This is a genomic window from Enterobacter sp. C4G1, assembly GCF_052886895.1.
The window spans coordinates 245,453-265,663 of record NZ_JBQVVV010000001.1 but is presented as its reverse complement, the minus strand read 5'-3'; the positions used below and the strand labels follow the sequence as shown (position 1 = coordinate 265,663).

21 protein-coding genes are annotated in these 20,211 nt (G+C 55.5%); 15 read left to right on the top strand and 6 right to left on the bottom strand.

What is annotated here, in order from left to right; genetic code table 11:
* Positions 1–469 precede the first annotated feature (469 nt).
* Positions 470–1,510 (bottom strand): aldo/keto reductase, encoded by a 1,041-nt coding sequence (locus ACT9TW_RS01285; protein ID WP_446491481.1) that lies wholly within the window; start codon positions 1,508–1,510, stop codon positions 470–472.
* An 82-nt stretch (positions 1,511–1,592) separates the two neighbouring features.
* On the opposite strand from ACT9TW_RS01285, the gene yghX reads away from it, so the two are divergent.
* The 3 genes from yghX (at position 1,593) to ACT9TW_RS01270 (ending at position 4,621) form a co-directional block, all read left to right on the top strand.
* Entirely contained in the window at positions 1,593–2,480 is an 888-nt protein-coding gene (gene yghX / locus ACT9TW_RS01280) for a YghX family hydrolase (protein WP_446491480.1), read from the top strand.
* Between the two features lie 115 nt (positions 2,481–2,595).
* Positions 2,596–4,233, top strand: coding sequence for a methyl-accepting chemotaxis protein (locus tag ACT9TW_RS01275; protein ID WP_446491479.1), 1,638 nt, complete (start codon positions 2,596–2,598; stop codon positions 4,231–4,233).
* Positions 4,234–4,333: 100 nt separating this feature from the next.
* The gene (locus ACT9TW_RS01270; RefSeq protein ID WP_014071745.1) at positions 4,334–4,621 is read left to right on the top strand and encodes a DUF2623 family protein; all 288 of its coding nucleotides are present in this window, start codon (positions 4,334–4,336) and stop codon (positions 4,619–4,621) included.
* On the opposite strand, the gene fucR is transcribed toward ACT9TW_RS01270, so the two are convergent.
* Together fucR and ACT9TW_RS01260 are read right to left on the bottom strand one after the other, a co-directional pair.
* Complete coding sequence (fucR, locus tag ACT9TW_RS01265) at positions 4,603–5,319, bottom strand: L-fucose operon activator (protein ID WP_446491478.1); 717 nt, start codon at positions 5,317–5,319, stop codon at positions 4,603–4,605. The two genes, ACT9TW_RS01270 and fucR, sit on opposite strands and share 19 nt — an antisense overlap.
* Entirely contained in the window at positions 5,316–6,299 is a 984-nt protein-coding gene (locus tag ACT9TW_RS01260) for a diguanylate cyclase domain-containing protein (RefSeq protein ID WP_446491477.1), read from the bottom strand. The genes fucR and ACT9TW_RS01260 overlap by 4 nt, the downstream gene beginning before the upstream one ends.
* A 191-nt stretch (positions 6,300–6,490) precedes the next feature.
* Here ACT9TW_RS01260 and ACT9TW_RS01255 point away from each other — a divergent pair, with 191 nt between their 5' ends.
* From ACT9TW_RS01255 to ACT9TW_RS01245, 3 genes are all read left to right on the top strand, one after another.
* Positions 6,491–6,736 carry a hypothetical protein gene (locus tag ACT9TW_RS01255; RefSeq protein ID WP_182062441.1) on the top strand — a complete coding sequence of 82 codons (246 nt, stop codon included), beginning with the start codon at positions 6,491–6,493 and terminating at the stop codon, positions 6,734–6,736.
* Between the two features lie 295 nt (positions 6,737–7,031).
* A complete protein-coding gene (locus tag ACT9TW_RS01250; protein WP_182062440.1) occupies positions 7,032–7,481 on the top strand; it encodes a hypothetical protein in 450 nt (149 codons plus the stop codon).
* Between the two features lie 179 nt (positions 7,482–7,660).
* On the top strand, positions 7,661–7,933 hold the full coding sequence (locus ACT9TW_RS01245; protein WP_446491476.1) for a hypothetical protein: 273 nt from the start codon (positions 7,661–7,663) through the stop codon (positions 7,931–7,933).
* A 60-nt stretch (positions 7,934–7,993) separates the two neighbouring features.
* On the opposite strand, the gene ACT9TW_RS01240 is transcribed toward ACT9TW_RS01245, so the two are convergent.
* Positions 7,994–8,326: a glycine zipper family protein gene (locus ACT9TW_RS01240; protein ID WP_315686831.1), complete on the bottom strand. Its 333-nt coding sequence runs from the start codon at positions 8,324–8,326 to the stop codon at positions 7,994–7,996.
* Positions 8,327–8,489: 163 nt separating this feature from the next.
* Between ACT9TW_RS01240 and ACT9TW_RS01235 the strand changes: the two genes are divergently transcribed.
* A complete protein-coding gene (locus tag ACT9TW_RS01235; RefSeq protein ID WP_446491475.1) occupies positions 8,490–9,542 on the top strand; it encodes an ABC transporter substrate-binding protein in 1,053 nt (350 codons plus the stop codon).
* Complete coding sequence (locus ACT9TW_RS01230) at positions 9,542–10,225, top strand: molybdate ABC transporter substrate-binding protein (protein ID WP_446491474.1); 684 nt, start codon at positions 9,542–9,544, stop codon at positions 10,223–10,225. The genes ACT9TW_RS01235 and ACT9TW_RS01230 overlap by 1 nt, the downstream gene beginning before the upstream one ends.
* Positions 10,226–10,297: 72 nt before the next feature.
* On the opposite strand, the gene yghU is transcribed toward ACT9TW_RS01230, so the two are convergent.
* Positions 10,298–11,164 (bottom strand): glutathione-dependent disulfide-bond oxidoreductase, encoded by an 867-nt coding sequence (gene yghU / locus ACT9TW_RS01225; RefSeq protein ID WP_446491473.1) that lies wholly within the window; start codon positions 11,162–11,164, stop codon positions 10,298–10,300.
* 245 nt (positions 11,165–11,409) lie between these two features.
* Between yghU and ACT9TW_RS01220 the strand changes: the two genes are divergently transcribed.
* The 5 genes from ACT9TW_RS01220 to ACT9TW_RS01200 are packed head-to-tail and all read left to right on the top strand — an operon-like array spanning position 11,410 to position 16,808.
* Positions 11,410–12,999 carry an ABC transporter substrate-binding protein gene (locus tag ACT9TW_RS01220; protein ID WP_446491472.1) on the top strand — a complete coding sequence of 530 codons (1,590 nt, stop codon included), beginning with the start codon at positions 11,410–11,412 and terminating at the stop codon, positions 12,997–12,999.
* A 60-nt stretch (positions 13,000–13,059) separates the two neighbouring features.
* A complete protein-coding gene (locus tag ACT9TW_RS01215; protein ID WP_315686822.1) occupies positions 13,060–14,013 on the top strand; it encodes an ABC transporter permease in 954 nt (317 codons plus the stop codon).
* 5 nt (positions 14,014–14,018) lie between these two features.
* On the top strand, positions 14,019–14,864 hold the full coding sequence (locus ACT9TW_RS01210) for an ABC transporter permease (protein WP_446491471.1): 846 nt from the start codon (positions 14,019–14,021) through the stop codon (positions 14,862–14,864).
* Positions 14,857–15,834: an ABC transporter ATP-binding protein gene (locus tag ACT9TW_RS01205; protein ID WP_446491470.1), complete on the top strand. Its 978-nt coding sequence runs from the start codon at positions 14,857–14,859 to the stop codon at positions 15,832–15,834. The genes ACT9TW_RS01210 and ACT9TW_RS01205 overlap by 8 nt, the downstream gene beginning before the upstream one ends.
* Positions 15,831–16,808 carry an ABC transporter ATP-binding protein gene (locus tag ACT9TW_RS01200; protein ID WP_446491469.1) on the top strand — a complete coding sequence of 326 codons (978 nt, stop codon included), beginning with the start codon at positions 15,831–15,833 and terminating at the stop codon, positions 16,806–16,808. Before ACT9TW_RS01205 ends, ACT9TW_RS01200 begins: the two co-directional genes overlap by 4 nt.
* Positions 16,809–16,914: 106 nt before the next feature.
* Here the strand turns inward: ACT9TW_RS01200 and ACT9TW_RS01195 are convergent, their stop codons facing one another.
* Positions 16,915–17,463, bottom strand: a complete 549-nt coding sequence (locus ACT9TW_RS01195; protein ID WP_182062430.1) for a DsbA family protein — start codon at positions 17,461–17,463, stop codon at positions 16,915–16,917.
* 155 nt (positions 17,464–17,618) lie between these two features.
* Here ACT9TW_RS01195 and gss point away from each other — a divergent pair, with 155 nt between their 5' ends.
* Together gss and ACT9TW_RS01185 are read left to right on the top strand one after the other, a co-directional pair.
* Positions 17,619–19,481 (top strand): bifunctional glutathionylspermidine amidase/synthase, encoded by a 1,863-nt coding sequence (gss, locus tag ACT9TW_RS01190; protein WP_446491468.1) that lies wholly within the window; start codon positions 17,619–17,621, stop codon positions 19,479–19,481.
* A 158-nt stretch (positions 19,482–19,639) separates the two neighbouring features.
* Positions 19,640–20,191: a peroxiredoxin gene (locus ACT9TW_RS01185; RefSeq protein WP_182062428.1), complete on the top strand. Its 552-nt coding sequence runs from the start codon at positions 19,640–19,642 to the stop codon at positions 20,189–20,191.
* The last annotated feature ends 20 nt before the right edge of the window (positions 20,192–20,211 follow it).

Here is a 20,211-nt window from a genome sequence, read left to right as displayed (position 1 = left end):
TGGGTTGAGGGATCCCCACAAAAATACGAGCACGGACGGCTCCCTCTCCTTTTTGGGGAGAGGGCTGGGGTGAGGGGGAACATACGGCTCAGGTGGTCATTCCGTTCACTTTACGTTCCTTGCTACTCTGTCACCACAATACCGGTGAACGTGCCAGGGTGGCTCACCGCCACCACCCTGGCGACCCGGGCTCCCGGCAAGAAAATCGCCGCTTCGCGGTACCCTCAGCGTTTGCTCCAGGCTAATCGGGGACGGGCGGATGAAACGTCCCTGTAAAGCCGCCCTCGCCGCGCATCCATGCGCGTCGCCCCGGCCTTCCGTAAACGCTTCGGCGATTTTCAGCCGGACCATGACACCGCTGTAAGTCCCTTAATTCAATGGCGTAATATCATCGCTGAATTAAAGACAAAAATTACTGGGGAACCCTCAGCCCACCGGGAGAGGGTTAGGGTGAGGGCAACAGACCACTCTACTTATCCGACGACGCCTGCCACAGATTCAGCTCTCCATCCGCAACATGCTGGTCAATCCGCTTCAGCTCATCGTCCGTAAAGTGCAGGTTATTCAGCGCCTGGACGTTCTCTTCCAGCTGTTCCGGGCGGCTTGCGCCAATCAGCACCGACGTCACGCGTTCATCTTTCAGCAGCCAGCTCAGGGCCATTTGCGCCATTGATTGCCCGCGAGCATGGGCTATTTCGTTCAGCAAACGCAGGCTGTTCAGGTTGGCTTCCGTCAGCATTTTCTCCGTCAGGCCGCGGACTTTCTTACCTTCGCGCTGCATCCGCGAGCCATCAGGAATGCCATTCAGGTATTTCCCCGTCAGCAACCCCTGCGCCAGCGGCGTAAAGGCGATACAACCGGTGCCATTTTCCGCCAGGGTATCCAGCAGCCCGGTTTTATCCACCCAACGGTTGAGCAGGTTGTAGGACGGCTGGTGGATAAGCAACGGGATTTTCCACTCGCGCAGTAGCGCGGCCATTTTCTGCGTGCGCTCTGTTGAGTAGGACGAAATCCCCACATACAGCGCCTTACCGCTCTGAACCGCCTGCGCCAGCGCGGAGGCGGTCTCTTCCATCGGCGTGTTTTCGTCTACGCGGTGGGAATAGAAAATATCAACATACTCCACGCCCATGCGTTTCAGGCTCTGGTCGAGGCTGGCCAGCAGATACTTACGCGACCCACCCGAACCGTATGGCCCAGGCCACATGTCGTAGCCCGCTTTGGTCGAGATAATCAGCTCGTCGCGGTACGCGGCAAAATCGTTGCGCAGCAGGCGGCCAAAATTCTCTTCGGCGCTGCCCGCAGGCGGGCCGTAGTTATTGGCAAGGTCGAAATGGGTAATGCCAAGGTCGAAGGCTTTACGCAATAGCGCGCGCTGGGAATCGAGTGCCTGAACGTGGCCAAAGCTGTGCCACAGGCCAAGTGACAGCGCAGGCAGGCGCAGGCCACTTTTTCCGCAGTAGCGGTACTGCATATTTTCATAGCGGCCGAAGTAAGGGTGCCAGGACATGATGTCTCCTTTCTTGTCGATGAATTTTCGAAACAACGTTTTCATTCTATGCTTATCAAATCACAATTCATGGAGATAAGCGATGACGCGCCTGACCGCCAAAGATTTTCCACAAGAATTGCTCGACTATTACGACTACTACGCCCACGGTAAAATCAACAAGCGCGAGTTCCTCAATCTCGCGGCACGCTACGCCGTGGGGGGCGTGACGGCGCTGGCCCTGTTCAATATGCTCAAGCCCAACTATGCGCTGGCAGAGCAGGTCAAATTCACCGATCCCGATATCCTGCCTGAATATATTCATTACCCCTCGCCAAACGGCCACGGCGAGGTGCGCGGCTATCTGGTAAAGCCTGCTAAAGCCCATGGAAAAGTGCCTGCCGTGGTAGTGGTCCACGAAAACCGGGGTCTTAATCCGTATATCGAAGATGTGGCAAGACGCGTGGCAAAAGCCGGGTACATTGCGCTCGCGCCAGACGGTTTAAGCTCGGTGGGCGGTTATCCGGGCAATGACGAAGAAGGGAAGGTTTTACAGCAGAAGGTTGACCCGACAAAGCTGATGAACGACTTCTTTGGCGCCGTTGAGTTTATGAGAAAGCACCCGGATGCCAGCGGCAAAGTGGGGATTACCGGATTTTGCTACGGTGGAGGTGTGGCGAATGCCGCCGCGGTGGCTTACCCGGAGCTGGATTGCGCCGTGCCGTTTTACGGACGCCAGCCCGCAGCGGCAGATGTCCCGAAAATAAAAGCGCCACTTCTGCTGCATTATGCCGGGCTGGATAAAAATATTAATGAGGGCTGGCCTACCTATGAAGCAGCGCTTAAATTGAATAATAAGGTTTACGAGGCGTACATCTATCCGGGCGTAAACCACGGATTTCACAACGATTCTACCCCAAGATACGATGAACCCGCAGCTGAGCTTGCCTGGAAGCGAACGTTAAGCTGGTTTGAAAAGTACCTGAGTTGATTAATAAAACGTCACCAAAATTCATCATAAAAGGTTAGATTTTCCGCAGCATCTGCCGATAACGAGGGTAAGTCTCGCCTCTGGGCGAATTCACCCTCACGGCAAGGAACACTCTATGCAGATGCTTCGTAATTTCACGATCCGCTTCGTCATGCTGACGATACTGGGGATCTTTTGTTTGATGTGGGCGGGTGTAGGCCTCTACAGCACCTGGTCGCTCTCCCGTGTGTCTGATGGCAACGAAGTCGACAGACAGTTGGTGCAGCAGATGACGGTGCTCAGCCAGGGCAACGATCAGTATTTCCGCTTTGTTACGCGCCTGAGCCGCGCGATGGAAGTCAAAGCCAGCGGGGGTAACCCTGACCTGGCCTCTGCACAGCAGGCGCTGGACAACATGGGCAAAAAGCTGGAGCAGATGAAGGCTATCTCTCCAGGCCCAATGGATGAGCAGGTTTCCGCTCAGGTGATCAGCTCCTGGCAGGCGCTGCTCGACCAGGGTGTTGCACCGCAGATGCAGCAGGCGCAGCAGGGGCAACTGGACGGCTATCGCCAGCAGGCGAACAACGTCACTCCGCCACTGAGCCGCGCGTTTGGTGCGGCGGCTGAAAGCTTTAACAAAGCTGCGGGCGACCGTCTGGACTCCACCCGTGTGGTGGTCGACGGCCTGACCGCTATGACCCGCACCGTGATTATCGCTGCTACCATTATTGGCCTGCTGATCCTGCTCTTCACCGACCGCTACCTGGTAGCGATGCTGGTCAAACCGCTGGATCGTATCCGTCAGCAGTTCCGCCAGATTGCGCAGGGTGACCTCAGCCACCCGATTGAACCTTTTGGCCGCAACTGTGTGGGGCAACTGGTTCCGCTGCTGAGCGCCATGCAGGACAGCCTGCGTGAAGCGGTCAGCACTATCCGTTCGGGCAGTGAAAATATCTGGCGCGGCGCGACGGAAATCTCCAGCGGTAACAACGATCTCTCTTCCCGTACTGAAGAGCAGGCCGCCGCACTGGAAGAGACGGCTGCCAGCATGGAGCAGCTGACCGCAACGGTGAAACTGAATGCCGAAAGCGCGCGTCAGGCCAGCCAGCTGGCAGATGTGGCGTCAACCACGGCCAGCCGTGGCGGCTCGCTGGTGGACGATGTCGTCACTACCATGAGCGGGATTTCCGACAGCTCGAAGAAAATCGCGGAAATCACCAACGTGATCAACAGCATTGCTTTCCAGACTAACATCCTGGCGCTTAACGCCGCGGTAGAAGCCGCGCGTGCGGGTGAGCAAGGGCGTGGTTTTGCAGTTGTTGCCGGGGAAGTCCGTAACCTCGCAAGCCGCAGTGCCAATGCAGCAAAAGAGATCGAAGGGCTGATCGCTGATTCCGTCAACCGCGTGGAGCAGGGTGCGCAGCTGGTTAATGACACCGGCACAACCATGGAAGCCATTCTGCGTGCTGTGACCGAAGTGACCACCATCATGAAGCAGATTGCGTCTGCATCGGAAGAGCAGAGCAAAGGCATTTCGCAGGTTGGCGTGGCCATCAGCCAGATGGACGGCGTGACGCAGCAGAACGCCTCGCTGGTGGAACAAGTTTCCGCTGCGGCATCCGCGCTGGAGCGTCAGACTGAAGATCTGCAACGTTCGGTGCAGAAATTCCGCTTATCAGCCCAGGAGCCACAAGCTCAGACTGCTGCCGCCCCGCTCAAAACTCCCGCACGAGCTAAACCTGCGACGACGCCGGACGACTGGGTTTCGTTCTAAATCCCCATCCTGAAGGCCGCCTCGTGCGGCCTTAATTATCTCTGGCTATCGCTCAAAATATCGCTATATAATTTAATATATAGCGATTGAGGGTAAAGCGATGGAAAACCATTTTGGCAAAGGGCTGATGGCGGGGATGCGGGCAGCGCAGGCCGACACGGCGAAAAATGTGGCGCACTTCTGCGCTGACTATAAGCGTGGGTTTGTGCTGGGATTTTCGCATCGGATGTTTGAGAAAACCGGCGATCGTCAGCTCAGTGCGTGGGAAGCGGGTATTTTAACCCGTCGTTACGGGCTGGAGCGTGACATGGTGATGGACTTCTTCAAAGAGAGTCACTCCAGCACTGCGTTGCGCTATTTTATGGCAGGCTATCGTCTGGAAGGCTGACAGCCCTGGATGACATGCGTCACCTGCGAAAGCTGGCCGATTTTCACTTCGCTCGAACGCTGAAATTTACTTTTATCGATCAGTAACAAAGACTGGCTGGCGCGGCTTAACAGCTGTGCTTTAAACGCGGCGTTGTGTGCAACCGGGTCCCACATGATGCCCTGTTCATCCACGCCTTCGCAGGAAAAGATAAACAGGTCTATCTCCAGCGCTTTGAGCTGGGTCACCAGCGCCGGGTTGACATAACAACGGTACTTGCGCTCCAGTGTTCCGCCCGAACAGACCAGCGTGATTTTCTCGCGCCTGGCCATTTCATGGCAGATGGGCAGGCTGTTGGTAAAAACAGTCAGCTCCAGGTCTGGCAGTTGTCGTGCCAGATGAAAACAGGTTGAGCTGGCATCCAGCGCAATCGTCATTCCTTCGCTGATGTATTCCAGCGCATGCCGGGCAATATCGGCTTTATCGGCGTAATGGCTTTTGAGCCGCGCACCAAATGGCTCGCCGCTATCGCGACTGTCGGGGTGGATCAGCCGTGCCCGCCCGTGCTGACGCAGGATCTTCCCCTGCTGTTGCAGGCCGCTCAGATCGCGGCGGATCGTCTCTTTACTGACGCCGAGATACCCGGCAAGCGCGTCAGTGGTGAGCCAGTCGCTGTTGCTCAGCAACTTAACGATGCTCTGCTGTCGGCTTTCCTTCATGCGTCGGTTCCGGTACGTGAGATAGAGATAAGCGTTGTGCCAATCGCCACGCCATTTTTCCCGGTGTGTTTAATCTGGTACATCGACTGATCCGCGCGTCTGAGTGCATTCACAAAATCATCCTGCGAATGTACTTCATCAATCCCGATTGATGCGCCGACCCGCGCTTCGCCGTTATCGAGTTCAAACGGCATCAGCGCCGCCCGCAGGCAAGTGTGCGCCGTACTGTTGACCAGCAAGCTGGAGAGCGGGAAGGGCAGCAGCAACACAAATTCATCCCCACCCAGTCGGCCGATGATCGTGCCTTCCGGGCAGCTTCCGCGCAGGCGCTGGCTGAGTTGAATTAAGAGTTCATCACCGCTGCGGTGGCCGAAGGTGTCGTTCACGGTCTTAAAGTCATCGAGATCGATAAACGCCACGCACAGCGGGCCGATAGCTTTTAGCTCGGCAAAATGCTGAATCAACGCATGGCGGTTGGCAAGCCCGGTGAGCGGGTCGTGGTTGGCAAGTAGTGCGAGCTGTTCTTCGTACTGCTTTTCTTTGGTCATGTCGATGTGGGTGCCGGTAACCTTGATGGGATTACCCTCGTCGTCCCATTCGCTGACGCGACCCCGGTCCAGCACCCAGGTAATGGTGCCGTTTTTATGTTGCATCCGGTGTAGCGCTTCGTAGAAGGGCGTTTTGCCGTTCAGGTGGTCGTAGAATGCGTCCAGTACCTGCTGTTTATCTTCAGGGTGAAGATGTTCGCGCCAGACATCAAACTGTGCGCTCAGCTCTTTTGGCTGGTAGCCGAGCATAGAACCCCAGCGGCGATTATAAATAATCAGTTTTCCCGTAGGCACGTCGAGCTGCCACAGACACAGACCCGTGCCGTCGAGAGCGGCGCTGAGTTTGCTGCGGGCGTCACGCGCCAGCCTGGCAAGCCTGGCGTTATGCTTTTTCAGATTCTGGATCTGCTGTTTTAGCGCCTGTTCTGACATGCGACGATTCTTCGGGAAATAAGAATGATTTTTGCCAGTTTAGACGTGCTTGTAAATATGATGTTGAAAAAAGAGGCTGATTTGCGTTAAGGGTGCGCAAGGTGACTCACTCGCCCTTTTGCTATCTCCGCAGGTGCTATTCTTTGGCAATCTCCGATGTTTTTTCTGCCCATCTTTTAAAAGGTGTTGCTATGAACAGATCCGTGTCTGCCATTACATTCCTCTTAATTATGCTGTGCTCTTTTACCGTTAACGCAACCGAGCAGGGACAACAACGACGTGAAGCGCGCGACACCCGACAGGATACCCGCGAAGCCTCACGTCATATGAAGCAAACCTGCGTGGTTAACAACAACCAAAGTAATCACGACTGCCGTCAGGACAAGCGGCAAATGAAACAGGCCGGACGACAAAAAGCACGGGACATAAAGTATTGATCTGTTTTGCGAGGCGGCTTCCGGGAATGCCCCTTGTCGCCTCGTGTTAATCGCAGTATCTTTTTGCCGCGCCTGCAAAATCAGGCGTCGGGATTGACCTCCTGGTACAAGTTACAGGCGACATGGATTACTATGTCGCGCGCACGGTTTCACCTCAATGGCGGGCCGGGCGGGGGCGTCGCAAGACGCGCCGGTTTCCTGTAACGCCGGTAAGGTCAACCTCGTCTGGTTCTGCCACCCGTGAGATTGACCTCTCCGATGGCAGATGTTTATACCGTTACAGGAGGCTGCCATCATGGCTACGATCCCAACCCAGACACACGCGTTATTTACCACGCCCTTTGCCAACACCACCGATTTCACCGAGCTGGCGGACAACTGCGAGCAGTACGCTTATTCTCTGGTGGAATGCGACGACATCACCGAAAAACTGGCGCTTTGCGGGCGTCTCTCCGCCTGCCTCGCACTGTTGCAACCCACGCTGCACGAGCCTGTTCCGGCGCACTTAATCCCGCATTTCATCGTGGACGATTTGCCGTCGCGCCTGCCTGCTTTTGAGCCTGAAAGTGACCAGCTGGCGCAGTATTGCCAGGTATTAACGCAGTTGTTGATAAGCCGGGCATTGCCACCAGAGATGGCAGCGGTTATGGAAAGTTTGCTCTGTGAGCTGGTGGGTTATTTCGCCGATACGCTGAAGGCACCGCGCTGGATAAATACGCTGGAAGGGAATATCGCGATTAATTAAAACGCCGTAAGTTGCCGGGTGACGGCTGCGCCTTACCCGGCCTGTGCCATTTGTTCTATTTATTAATGTAACAATAAATTTGGCATTTTCTGCACATTGCAAAGAACGAAAATTAATATTGTCTTAAGAAAGGCTCGCCATAATTCTATTTCTGAATTGTATCTGGAATATAATTTACTATGAAAAATCTCTTTATTTTACTGGCCGCCCTGGCCGGGTTAGCCATGGCCAATTCGGCAATGGCGCAAAGCGTCACAGTGGATGTGCCGAGCGGCTATAAAGTGGTGATTGTCCCGTCATCGACCACGGTCCCCCAGGCAGTGGCCGTTGCGCCAGCCCCCGCACCCACCACCTATGCCGCACCTGCGCCGGTTTATCACCCGCGTGCACGCCATGTGGCGAGCGTGGCGGAAGGGATGGTGATTGAACATCAGTATGATGATCACCATTAATCTTATTTGAAGGGAATGTCTTCGTAGGCCGGGCAAACGCAGTGCCGCCCGGCGAGGTTTTTAGTGCGTGGCTTCACCAATCAGCGCGCCAGAGCCAGCACCCACGGCTGCACCTTTCAGTACGCTCTTACCGGTTACAGCCGCAGCGCCCGCGCCAACGGCAGCGCCGACAGCTCCGCCTTTACGCGCGGCTTTACCTTTATCGCCGTTTTTGAACATCGCCCCTGTACCCGCACCGACGACTGCGCCACCGACAGTAGACTTCACATCTTTGCCTGCAACGGCGCCAATGGCAGCGCCTGCTACCGCACCAGCGGCGGTTTTATCCATCGCCATGGTGGATGCAGAAACGATAAGGGTGCTGAGAAGAAGCGTGGTTTTCAGGTATTTCATGACGGTTCCTTGTAGTCGTAAATCAAACATCGGCGTGAAGTCTGTCAGTCGGCCCGAATACCTGGTAGGCCAATAATGCTTGTTTACCTACCCCCAAAGCACACCACGACTCCGATGTACTATCGCTGTATAATCTTTTGCATAACGAAAATGTGAGGATTATATGAAACAACGCTTTTGGCAGGCAGTCGCGTTTAGCGTACTGATTTTACTCCCGTTATCATCCCAGGCATCCCGCCAGATAACTGACCAGATTGGCCGTACCGTCACCATTCCTGATGAAGTTGACCGTGTGGTTGTGCTCCAGCACCAGACCCTGAATCTGCTGGTGCAGATGAATGCCACCGACAAAATCGTCGGTGTGATGGCGAACTGGAAACAGCAGTTGGGCGACGGCTACGCGCGCCTGGCACCAGAGCTGAACCAGAAAGCCGCGCTTGGCGACCTCACCCACGTCGACCCGGAAAAACTGGTAGCGCTGAAACCGCAGGTGGTGTTCGTCACTAATTACGCCCCGCAGGAGATGATCGACAAGATCAGCAGTCTGGGTATTCCGGTGGTCGCCATTTCCCTGCGCCACGATGCCGCCGGTGAAAAAGCCAAACTGAACCCGACAATGGCGGATGAAGAACAGGCTTACGATCTGGGTTTGCGAGAAGGGATCACCCTGATTGGCGAAATAGTCAATAAACAGCCAGAAGCGAAAGCCCTGATTGCAGCGACCGACAACGGTCGCAAGATGGTCAGCGATCGCCTGAAAGATATCCCGGCAGAAAAACGTGTTCGCGCTTACATGGCTAACCCGGAACTCACCACCTACGGCTCCGGGAAATATACCGGCCTGATGATGGTGCACGCGGGCGCGGTTAACGTGGCAGCGGCCACCATTCAGGGTTTTAAAACCGTGGCGATGGAGCAGGTGATTGCCTGGAACCCGCAGGTGATCTTCGTGCAGGACCGTTACCCGTCTGTGGTTAACGAGATCAAAACCGGTGCGCAGTGGCAGACTATCGACGCGGTGAAAAATCAGCGCGTTTACCTGATGCCGGATTACGCCAAAGCCTGGGGCTACCCGATGCCGGAAGCCATGGGCATTGGCGAGTTGTGGATGGCGAAAAAGCTCTACCCGGAGAAGTTTAAAGACGTGGATATGCGCAAGGTCGCAAACGACTGGTATCAGCGTTTTTACCGCACCACGTATCAGGGCATTGATTGATGCGCGTGCTGGCGGCGGGCAGCCTGCGGGTGGTGTGGCAGAACTTAATGGCGCACTTTCCTGAACCGGTCGAAAGCCAATTCGGCCCGGCCGGGCTGTTACGGGAACGTATTGAAACCGGCGAGCCGTGCGACCTGTTTGCTTCGGCAAATCTTGCCCATCCGCAGGCGTTATTCGCGTCCGGGCAGGCGTTATCGGTGGTGCCTTTTGCCAGCAATCAGCTTTGCCTGACGGTGCGCAGCGATGTGCTGCGCGCGGGGGATGACTGGTTCTCTTTGCTTACCCGTGATGATGTGCGTATCGCAACCTCTACGGCGGGAGCCGATCCGTCCGGGGATTACACCCAGGCGCTGTTTACCCGCATGGGCGAAGCAGGTGAGGGGGTAAGAATGCGGGCGAAAGCGCTGGTGGGCGGGCGAAATTCCGCGCCGATTCCGACGGGCAAACTGGCGGCTGAGTGGATTATTCATGGCGGCCAGGCGGAGGTGTTTATCGGTTATGCCAGCTATGCCGCAACATTGCGGGAAGTCGACGGGCTGATGGTTATCGACATTCCCGCACCGTATAACCCGCGCGCGGAGTATGCGTGTGCGGTGGTGACGCCGAAGGGCAGAGCGCTCGCGGAATATCTGGTGTCAGCAGAGGCGAAGATGATCCTGCAACAGGCAGGGTTCGGCGCGTAATTCAGCCGGGTGGTGCTGCGCTTACCCGGCCTACTTTTTTATTCCCTCTCCCACTGGGAGAGGGTGAGGGCATCAGCCCTGACGCTTATCCTCGGTATTCGTATCAAAATCGCTTGCCGCATGGCGTTCATGCAGCTGCTCGCTCGGCTCACCAAAGGTGCGGTTAACCATACGGCCGCGCTTCACAGCCGGGCGGTGCGCCACATCTTTCGCCCAACGCTGCACGTTGGTGTACTGCTGCGCATCCAGGAACTCTGCGGCGTTATACACGTTCCCGAGCACCACGTTGCCGAACCATGGCCAGATAGCCATATCAGCAATGGTGTACTCTTCTCCCGCCACATAGCGGCTACGCGCCAGCTGTTTGTCCAGCACGTCGAGCAGGCGTTTTGACTCCATGGTGAAGCGGTCGATCGCGTACTCAATCTTTACTGGCGCATAGTTGTAGAAGTGACCAAAACCGCCGCCGAGGAACGGCGCAGAGCCTTGTAACCAGAACAGCCAGTTCAGGGTTTCTACCCGGCCCGCCGGATCTTTTGGCAGGAAGTGACCAAATTTCTCTGCGAGATACAGCAGGATATTGCCGGATTCAAATACGCGCGTTGGCGGGGTGGTGGAGTGGTCACGCAGTGCCGGTATTTTCGAGTTCGGGTTCACGTCCACAAAGCCGCTGGAGAACTGATCGCCCTCACCGATGCGGATAAGCCACGCATCATACTCTGCACCCGTCACGCCCAGCGCCAGTAGCTCTTCGAGCATGATAGTGACTTTCTGGCCGTTCGGTGTCCCCAGGGAATAGAGCTGCAACGGATGCGCTCCCACCGGCAGCGTTTTTTCATGGGTTGCGCCGGATACCGGACGGTTGATGTTGGCGAACGCACCGCCGTTGTTCTGTTTCCATTCCCACACTTTCGGTGGCTGATAAGTGTTGTCTGACATGTTGGCCTGCCTTTTGAGTGATGTGTTGAGGCAGTGTAGCAGGAGATTTGTGAATGGTTTAACGAACTGAGCGCAATAGAGTCGCGGCTATTCCTTCTGGCGCTTATATATATCAAAACCGTTATAAGCTTAATCGAAAATCGCATTTTCATTGTTAATGCGTATTACCGCAAAGCTGAATATGATGCTGTCATATAAAGAAAATTATCAGTAGTAAATACTTTATCAGGCAAGGAGTTAGTGAGATGCGTAAGCTTCTGTTATCCGCAGTTGTAGTATCGCTCGCGTTAGGTCTGGCAGGCTGTGATGATGCGAAAAATAAAGAGACGGCGAATGCGCCAGCAGCGAAAAGCGACGCACCAAAAGAGGGGGGCTCGCTGATTATCGGTATTACCTCCGGCGACCCGTTAGCGGTTAACCCACTCTATGCCAGCGATCGTACCACCTTAACCATCATGCAGGCGCTTTATGCTCCGCTGTATAGCTTCAACAACGGCAAAATCGAATGGGGTCTGGCAGAAAGCCTGACGCCATCCGCCGATAACCTTAGCTACACCCTGACCTTAAAACCCAATCTGAAATGGCAGGACGGTCAACCGCTGACGGCGGACGACGTGGTATTCACCTTCAATAAACTGCTGGATGCCAAACAGCACAGCTTCTTCCGCAGCATGTTCACTTACGGCGACAAACCCGTAGCAGTGAGCAAGGTTGACGATCGCACCGTGAAGTTCACCTTACCGCAGGTGAGCGCAGCCTTTACCGGAACCCTGGTGCAGATCTACCCGATCCCACAGCACGTGTTCACGAATGAAGGCGATCTGGAAAAGAGCACCAAAAACGATGCGCCGGTGGGTTCCGGGCCGTTCAAGTTTAAAGAGTATCGCGCCGGGCAGTATTACGCCCTGACCCGTTTTGACGATTACTGGAACGGTAAAGCGAAGCTCGATTCCGTGACCTACCGTTTTGCCAAAGACAGCAACTCCGCCAACCTTGCGCTGCAAAACGGTGAAATCAACCTCAAGATGGTCGACCCGCAGGACGTGAACCGCCTGAAAAACACCGGTAAATTTGATTTTGTGGTCTATCCGGAAGGGCGTCTGGCGTACATGACCTTTAACCAGAACGTGCCGGTCATGAAAAGCAAAGAGCTGCGTCAGGCCATCGCGTATGCCATCAACAAAGATGAGCTGACCCAGACCGCGTTTACCTCGCTGGACTACGCCAAACCGGCAACTTCGTTCCTGACGCCGGACACGCTGTATCAGACTGACGACGTAGAGCAGTACAAGTTCGATCTGCAAAAAGCCAAAGATCTGCTGAAAGCCTCCGGTGCGCCGGAAAACCTGAAGCTGCATCTGGCGTATGTGAACACCAACAAAACCCAGGAGAGCATGGCGCTCTACATTCAGCAGGCGCTGAAGGGCATTGGGGTGAACGTCGAACTGATGCCGCTGGACTCCAACGCCATGTCCCAGCGTAGCCTGGATATGAACAACACCGCGTGGGAGCTGAACCTGGGTGGTTACATCATGGGTTCAGAGCCGGATGGCTACAAATCGCTGTTTATGAGCAACGAAGCCTACAACTACGCTCACTACAAAAATCCGCAGTTTGATGCCCTGTGGGACAAAGGTGCAGTGGAAACCGACACCGCGAAACGTGCTGATATCTACAAGCAAATTCAGCAGACCGTGGCAAACGACATGACCTACTACCCGATTGCCTACACCAACGCGACCGTTGCCGTGGATAAACGCTTTGGCGGCACGCAGGAAGCGGAACCGAAGCCGGTTTATCTGTTCCAGGATCTGTCAAAAATCTACCAAAAATAAGTAGTTACCCCGGTCACCTGGCCGGGGTTTTTCGTATGGTAAGTCGTGTAAGGGCATGTCGTGAACACATTACTCACGCGTCGGCTGCTGCAACTGCTGCCGATGCTTTTCTTTATTTCGCTGGTGGCGTTTTTGCTGGTCAAACTCGCGCCCGGCGATCCGGTTGCTGCGTACATTACGCCACGTATGGCCCCGGAGGATATTGAGCGTATTCGCCAGAGTATGGGGCTGGATAAACCTCTGGTGACGCAGTACGTGCTGTGGCTGAAGAACGTTTTACAGGGCGATCTGGGCTATTCGCTGATTTACCACCGCCCGGTGCTGGAGATGATCGGCGAGCGCATTCCGGCAACGTTAGGGCTGATGGGCGCCTCGCTGCTGATGGCGATTGTGCTGGCCATCCCGCTGGGACTGCTGGCTGGGGCATTTAAGCACCGTTGGCTGGATCACGTGCTGAACTTATTCGCCTATATCGGTATTTCGGTGCCGATTTTCTGGTTTGGTATTCTTCTCATTACCGTTTTTGCCGTGCAGCTGAACTGGTTCCCCAGTATGGGAATGCGCACCATCGGCATGGACGACAACTGGCTGGATGTCCTGCGCCACGGCGTGCTGCCGTGTATCGCGCTGACCTTTTATAACCTCTCCAGCTACGTGCGTTACATCCGTTCGAATACCATTTCACAGCTTTCTGCCGACTACGTGCAAACCCAGCTCGCCTACGGCGCGACACGTTCCGGTATTCTGTTCCACCATGTGCTGAAAAACGTGCTGCTGCCGGTGATAACCCTGTTTGGCCTGTCGTTTGGTGAACTGGTGGTAGGCGCGTATGTGACAGAAAGTGTCTTCTCCTGGCCGGGAATGGGCCTGCTTGGGATCCAGTCGATCACCTCGCTGGATTACCCGCTGATAATGGCAATCATCATGCTCTCTTCGATGATGCTGATCCTCGGCAACCTGGTAGCGGATCTGCTTTATCGCTTCGCCGATCCCCGCATTCGTACACTGAGGTAACCCGGATGAGCAGACGCTGGCAACAGGTTCGTCACCAGTTGCGCCGCAATCGTCCGGCGCAGTTTTCATTATTTGTTCTGTTTATTTTCGTCATCGCGGCCCTGTGCGCAGGGCTGAGTCCTTACGATCCCGACCAGATGGCGCTGGGTGCCCGCACCTTACCCCCGGATGCCTCGCACTGGTTTGGCACCGACGAATACGGGCGTGACTACTTCACCCGCGCGCTGTATGGCGGGCAGATATCACTGATGGTCGGTTTTCTGGCGATGGTTTTTTCCACGCTGATTGGCACGGTCGTCGGCACGGTAAGTGGTTATTTTGGCGGCTGGCTCGATAACCTGATGATGCGCGCCGTCGATATCCTGATGGCTATTCCGGCCTTCTTCCTGCTGCTGGTGGTGAACGCCTACCTCAAGCCCGGAGTGGATAACATTATCCTTATCATCAGCCTGCTGACGTGGATGAGCATGTCGCGGCTGGTGCGTGCGGAAACCCTGTCGGTGAAAGAGCGCGAGTATGTGCTCTATGCTCGCGCATCCGGGGAACACCCGCTGCGTATTATTGTGCGCCATATTATTCCTGGCGTACTGCCGACCATTATTGTGGCGGCTACGCTCAACATCGCGTCGGCCATTTTGATGGAATCGACGCTCAGCTTCCTTGGGCTTGGCGTCCAGGCACCTGCAGCGTCCTGGGGCAGTATGCTTAACAATGCGCAGTCGTACATTGGTGAAGCCTCATGGCTTGCGATGTTCCCCGGCATTTTGATCCTGCTGACGGTGTTCAGTTTTAACGTGCTGGGCGATGTGTTCCGTACCGCCTTCGAGCCGGGAGCGAACCGCGATGAGTAACTTATTAGAACTCGATAACCTGCAAACCACCTTTCACACGCGCGATGGCGATGTTCATGCCGTGCGCGGCGTGAGCTTTCAGGTTCAGCCTGGAGAACTTGTCGGCATCGTCGGTGAATCCGGCTGCGGCAAAAGCGTCACCTGTAAGTCGATCATTCAGCTTCTGGGCAGCAACGGGCGGATAACCGGTGGCAGTATCCGTTTTCAGAACGACGATCTGGCACAGAAAACCCCCGAGCAGCTGCGCGCCATTCGTGGCAACGACATTGCGATGATTTTCCAGGATCCGATGACGGCCCTGAACCCGGTGCTGACCATCGGCAAACAGATGTCAGAGATCCTGGTGCGTAACAAAGGTTTGTCAAAAAAAGCGGCAAAAGCTGCGGCGATTGACATGCTGGAGCAGGTCGGCATTGCCGAGGCTGAACGCCGCTATAGCCAGTATCCGCACGAGTTCAGCGGCGGGATGCGCCAGCGCGTGATGATAGCGATAGCGCTCTCCTGTAACCCAAAACTGCTGATTGCCGACGAGCCCACCACCGCGCTGGACGTGACCATTCAGGCGCAGATCCTGCGTCTGCTGAAAAGCCTGCAACAGAAAACGCAGACCGCCATTTTGTTGGTCACTCACGATCTCGGCGTGGTTGCGCAGGTGTGTAGCCGCGTGGTGGTGATGTACGGCGGGCTGGTGATGGAAGAAGGGAGCGTGGAGGACATTTTCTATCGTCCGGCGCACCCTTACACCCAGGGGCTGTTGGCCTCGCTGCCGCGCCCAGACGAGGTGAATCATCGCCTTTCGCCTATCGAAGGCTCACCGCCAGGCTTGCTCAACCCGCCCCCGGGCTGCCCGTTTGCCGAACGTTGTCCAAAACGGATGCCCCAGTGCGAAAGACAGCCAGCGTTTTACACCACAGGAGAAGGCCATCGCGCCGCGTGCTGGTTATGGGCAGATAAGGAGGTTCAGGCATGAGCGAGCAACATTCGCCTTTAGTGAGCGTACGGGAACTGCGCAAACATTATCAGCTTAACGGCGGCCTGCTGCGCAAAGGCGTGGCGGTGAAAGCAGTTGACGGGGTGAGCTTTGATATTCAGCGTGGTGAAACCTTTGGCCTGGTCGGGGAATCCGGCTGCGGGAAATCGACCCTCGGGCGTGCCATCCTGCGCCTGTTCGATATCACATCGGGCGAGATCCATTTTGCCGGGCAAGAGATCGCCCACGCCCGCGAAAAAGAGCTGAAGCCGCTGCGTAAAAGAATGCAGGCGATTTTTCAGGACCCGTATTCGTCGCTTAACCCTGGCATGACGGTGCAACAGCTGGTGGCCGAGCCGATGCAAATCCACGGCTACAGCCGGGAAGAGCAGCGGGAGCGGACTGAAACACTGCTGTATAAGGTCGGGCTTAAAAAGGAACATCTTGAGCGATTCCCGCATGAGTTCAGCGGCGGCCAGCGTCAGCGTATCAGTATCGCGCGAGCGTTGTCCGTGCGCCCGGAGTTCGTGCTGTGTGACGAGCCGCTGTCGGCACTGGATGTATCAGTCCAGGCGCAGGTGGTGAACATTTTGCAGGATCTCCAGCAGGAGCTGGATCTGACCTATCTGTTTATCGCTCATGACCTGTCGATGGTGCGCCATATTTCCAGCCGTATCGGGGTGATGTATCTCGGTAAGCTAGTGGAGGTTGCGCCCGCAAACGAGCTGTATCATCATCCGGCGCATCCTTACACGCGTGCACTGCTGGCGGCGGTGCCGCAGCCGGACCCGCGTATTCGTAACCTCGAAGAAGCGACTTTGCGCGGTGAAATTCCCGGGCCAACCTCAACGCTGCCGGGCTGTAAGTTTTGCAGCCGTTGCCCACATGCCATGCCGGTTTGTCAGGCGCAGGAGCCCGCGATGCAGGAGATAGCGCCAGGGCATTTTACGGCGTGCTGGTTGTTTAAGATTTGAGCCTTAAACGTGTCGGGTGGCGCTTCGCTTACCCGACCTACAGGGTTTCGTGTTTTGTAGGTCGGGTAAGGCGCAGCCGCCACCCGACATGACAGGCTGCACAACGCTATCCCAGAACCCGTTTCGCCCACACTTCTACGTCATCGCCACTGCCCAAATCCGCCTGCACCAGGCCATTGACCATAAACGTCGGGGAGACGTGAATACCGTTCTGGCGCGCATATTTACAGTGCCATTTAATCTCGGTTTGCAATTCCGGGCGGGCAAACGCCTCTGCAACCTGCACCCCGCTGTAACGTTCAATGCGTGCGACGATCTCTTCCGGCGTCGCCTGCATATTCGGGCCGCTACAGTGGTCGGTAAACTCAAACTCTTCGCGATGATCGGCCACGGACTGCATCACCTTGTGCGCTGCGGCTTTGCCATCCGGCAGTGTGGACGCCGCCAGAATGCAGCGCACAATCACGCCGGAAAACAGATGCCACGGCTGAGACTGTAAACGGATTTTGACCGTCACCTTATCTGCACCCGCCTGTTCCAGGAACGCGTTTAACTTGTTGAATGTTTTAACCGAGAAAGGGCAGGTTGGTTCCAGGAACACTTCGAAAGTGTGTGGGCCGTGACCCCATTCAAGCGGTTGCGCTTGTAAGCTCATGTTGACTCCTGATGTTGTGAATTTTTTAGTTATTGTCGCGACGAATAATTTGCCACGCAGGTGTATGATAAATCCACCTCTGTCAGGTTAATTACAACGTGCAGACGACGACAACCCTTCAAAAAATTGCCGCCTGCCTGTTTTAGGTTGGATACATGCGTAAAGGAAAGTTAAGCAGTGACGCTCCGTTCGGGACGTTGTTAGGTTATGCGCCGGGTGGCGTGGCGATTTACTCTTCAAATTACGGCAGCCTCGATCCACGTAACTACCCTGAAGACGCGGATTTCAGAAGCTATATCAGCAACGAATACATGGGCCACAAGTGGCAGTGTGTTGAGTTCGCCCGCCGTTTCCTGTTCCTCAACTACGGTGTGATTTTTACCGATGTCGGCATGGCGTGGGAGATCTTCTCTCTGCGCTTTTTGCGCGAAGTGGTGAACGATAACATCTTGCCATTGCAGGCTTTTGCCAATGGCTCAAAACGCGCGCCGCAGGCCGGGGCGTTGCTTATCTGGCAAAAGGGCGGCGAGTTCCATGAAACCGGGCACGTTGCCGTTATTACCCAGCTGCTGGATGATAAGATCCGCATTGCGGAGCAGAACGTTATTCACTCCCCGCTCCCGTTAGGGCAGCAGTGGACGCGTGAACTGCGTCTGAGTGTTGAGAACGGGTGTTACACCCTTCATGACACCTTCAACGACACCGAGATCCTCGGCTGGATGATCCAGACCGATGACACCGAACACAGCCTGCCGCAGCCGGAAATCGACGGCGAGTTGCTTAAAATCAGCGGTGCGCGGCTGAAAAACAAACGTCAGTTCGACGGGAAATGGCTCAACGAAGACGATGCCCTTCAGAAGGCCTACGTGCAAGCGAACGGTCACTTTATCAATAAAGATCCCTGCCAGTATTTCACCATTACTGAAAGCGCCGAGCAGGAACTTATCAAAGCCACCAACGAACTGCATCTGATGTACCTGCACGCCACCGACAAGGTGCTGAAAGACGATAACTTACTGGCGCTTTTCGACATCCCGAAAATCCTCTGGCCGCGTCTGCGTCTTTCCTGGCAATGGCGTCGTCACCATATGATCACCGGTCGTATGGATTTCTGTATGGATGAGCGTGGGCTGAAGGTATACGAGTACAACGCCGATTCCGCTTCCTGCCACACCGAGGGCGGGTTGATCCTTGAAGAGTGGGTGAAAAATGGCTATCGCGGGAATGGCCACAACCCGGCTGAAGGGCTACTGGAAGAACTTACTGGCGCGTGGAAACACAGCCACGCCCGGCCGTTTGTTCACATCATGCAGGACAACGATATCGAAGAGGATTATCACGCCCTGTTTATCCAGCGCTCGCTCATTCAGGCCGGGTTTGAAACCCGGATCCTGCACGGACTTGGCGCGCTAAGCTGGGACAGCGCCGGGCAACTGGTCGACAATGAAGGTCGCCACGTGAACTGCGTGTGGAAAACCTGGGCCTGGGAAACGGCGATTGAGCAAATCCGTGAAGTGAGCGAAACCGAATACGCTGCGGTGCCGATCCGCACCGGGCATCCTGAAGGTGAAGTTCGCCTGATTGATGTGCTGCTGCGCCCGGAAGTGCTGGTGTTTGAACCGCTGTGGACGGTTATTCCTGGCAACAAGGCGATCCTGCCGGTGCTGTGGCAGCTCTTCCCGAACCATCGTTACCTGCTGGATACCGATTTTGAGGTGAACGCCCTGCTGAAACAGACTGGCTATGCCGCTAAACCGATTGCCGGGCGCTGCGGCAGCAACATCGACCTGATAAGCCCGCAGGATGAACTGCTGGACAAATCCAGCGGCAAGTTTGCTGACCGTAAAAATATCTACCAGCAGCTGTGGTGCCTGCCAAACGTCGATGGCAAGTATATTCAGGTGTGTACCTTTACCGTGGGCGGGAACTATGGCGGCACCTGTTTGCGCGGGGACGATACGCTGGTGGTGAAAAAAGAGAGCGACATTGAGCCGTTAATTGTCGAGAAAAATAAGTAATGCTAACTGCTCCGGGGGATTGTTTCCCCGGAGCGGTATGTCTCCCTTCTTGCGCGCCATCCCCGCTAAATGAATAAAATTTCGTGGTCAGCGAAACCTTTTCGACATCATTAGCGAACTACTCTTCAGGTAATACATTTTTCCTGATGGAGCTGACCATGAAACCGTTGAAAACGTTGTCTGCCGCCGCTGTACTGAGCTTTTCTCTTTTTGCCATGAGCGCGCATGCTGCGCTGGAAGTGGGGGATAAAGCCCCGGACTTTAGCCTGCAAGGGGCGCTGGGCGGTAAACCGCTGACCTTCTCGTTGCAGCAGGCGCTACAGAAAGGGCCGGTGGTGCTCTATTTCTTCCCGGCGGCATTTACAAAGGGCTGTACGCTGGAGGCCCACGCCTTTGCCGAAGCCACGGATGACTTTAAAAAACTCGGGGCAACTGTGGTGGGAGTGACCGCCGGAAATGTCGACCAGGTGGATGAGTTCTCGAAACTGGAGTGTCGCGACAAATTTGCGGTGGCGGCCGACCCAGGGGCAAAAGTGGCGGCAGAGTATAAAACGCTGATGCAGATGAATGGCAAAACTCTGTCTGACCGCACCTCGTACGTTATCGCCCCGGACGGCAAAATCCTGCTGAGTTACACCGACCGTAACCCGGATGAACATATCCAGAAAACGATGGATGCCGTGAAAAAATACGCGCAATCGCACTCGTAACTTAGCCTCTGGGGTTTTCT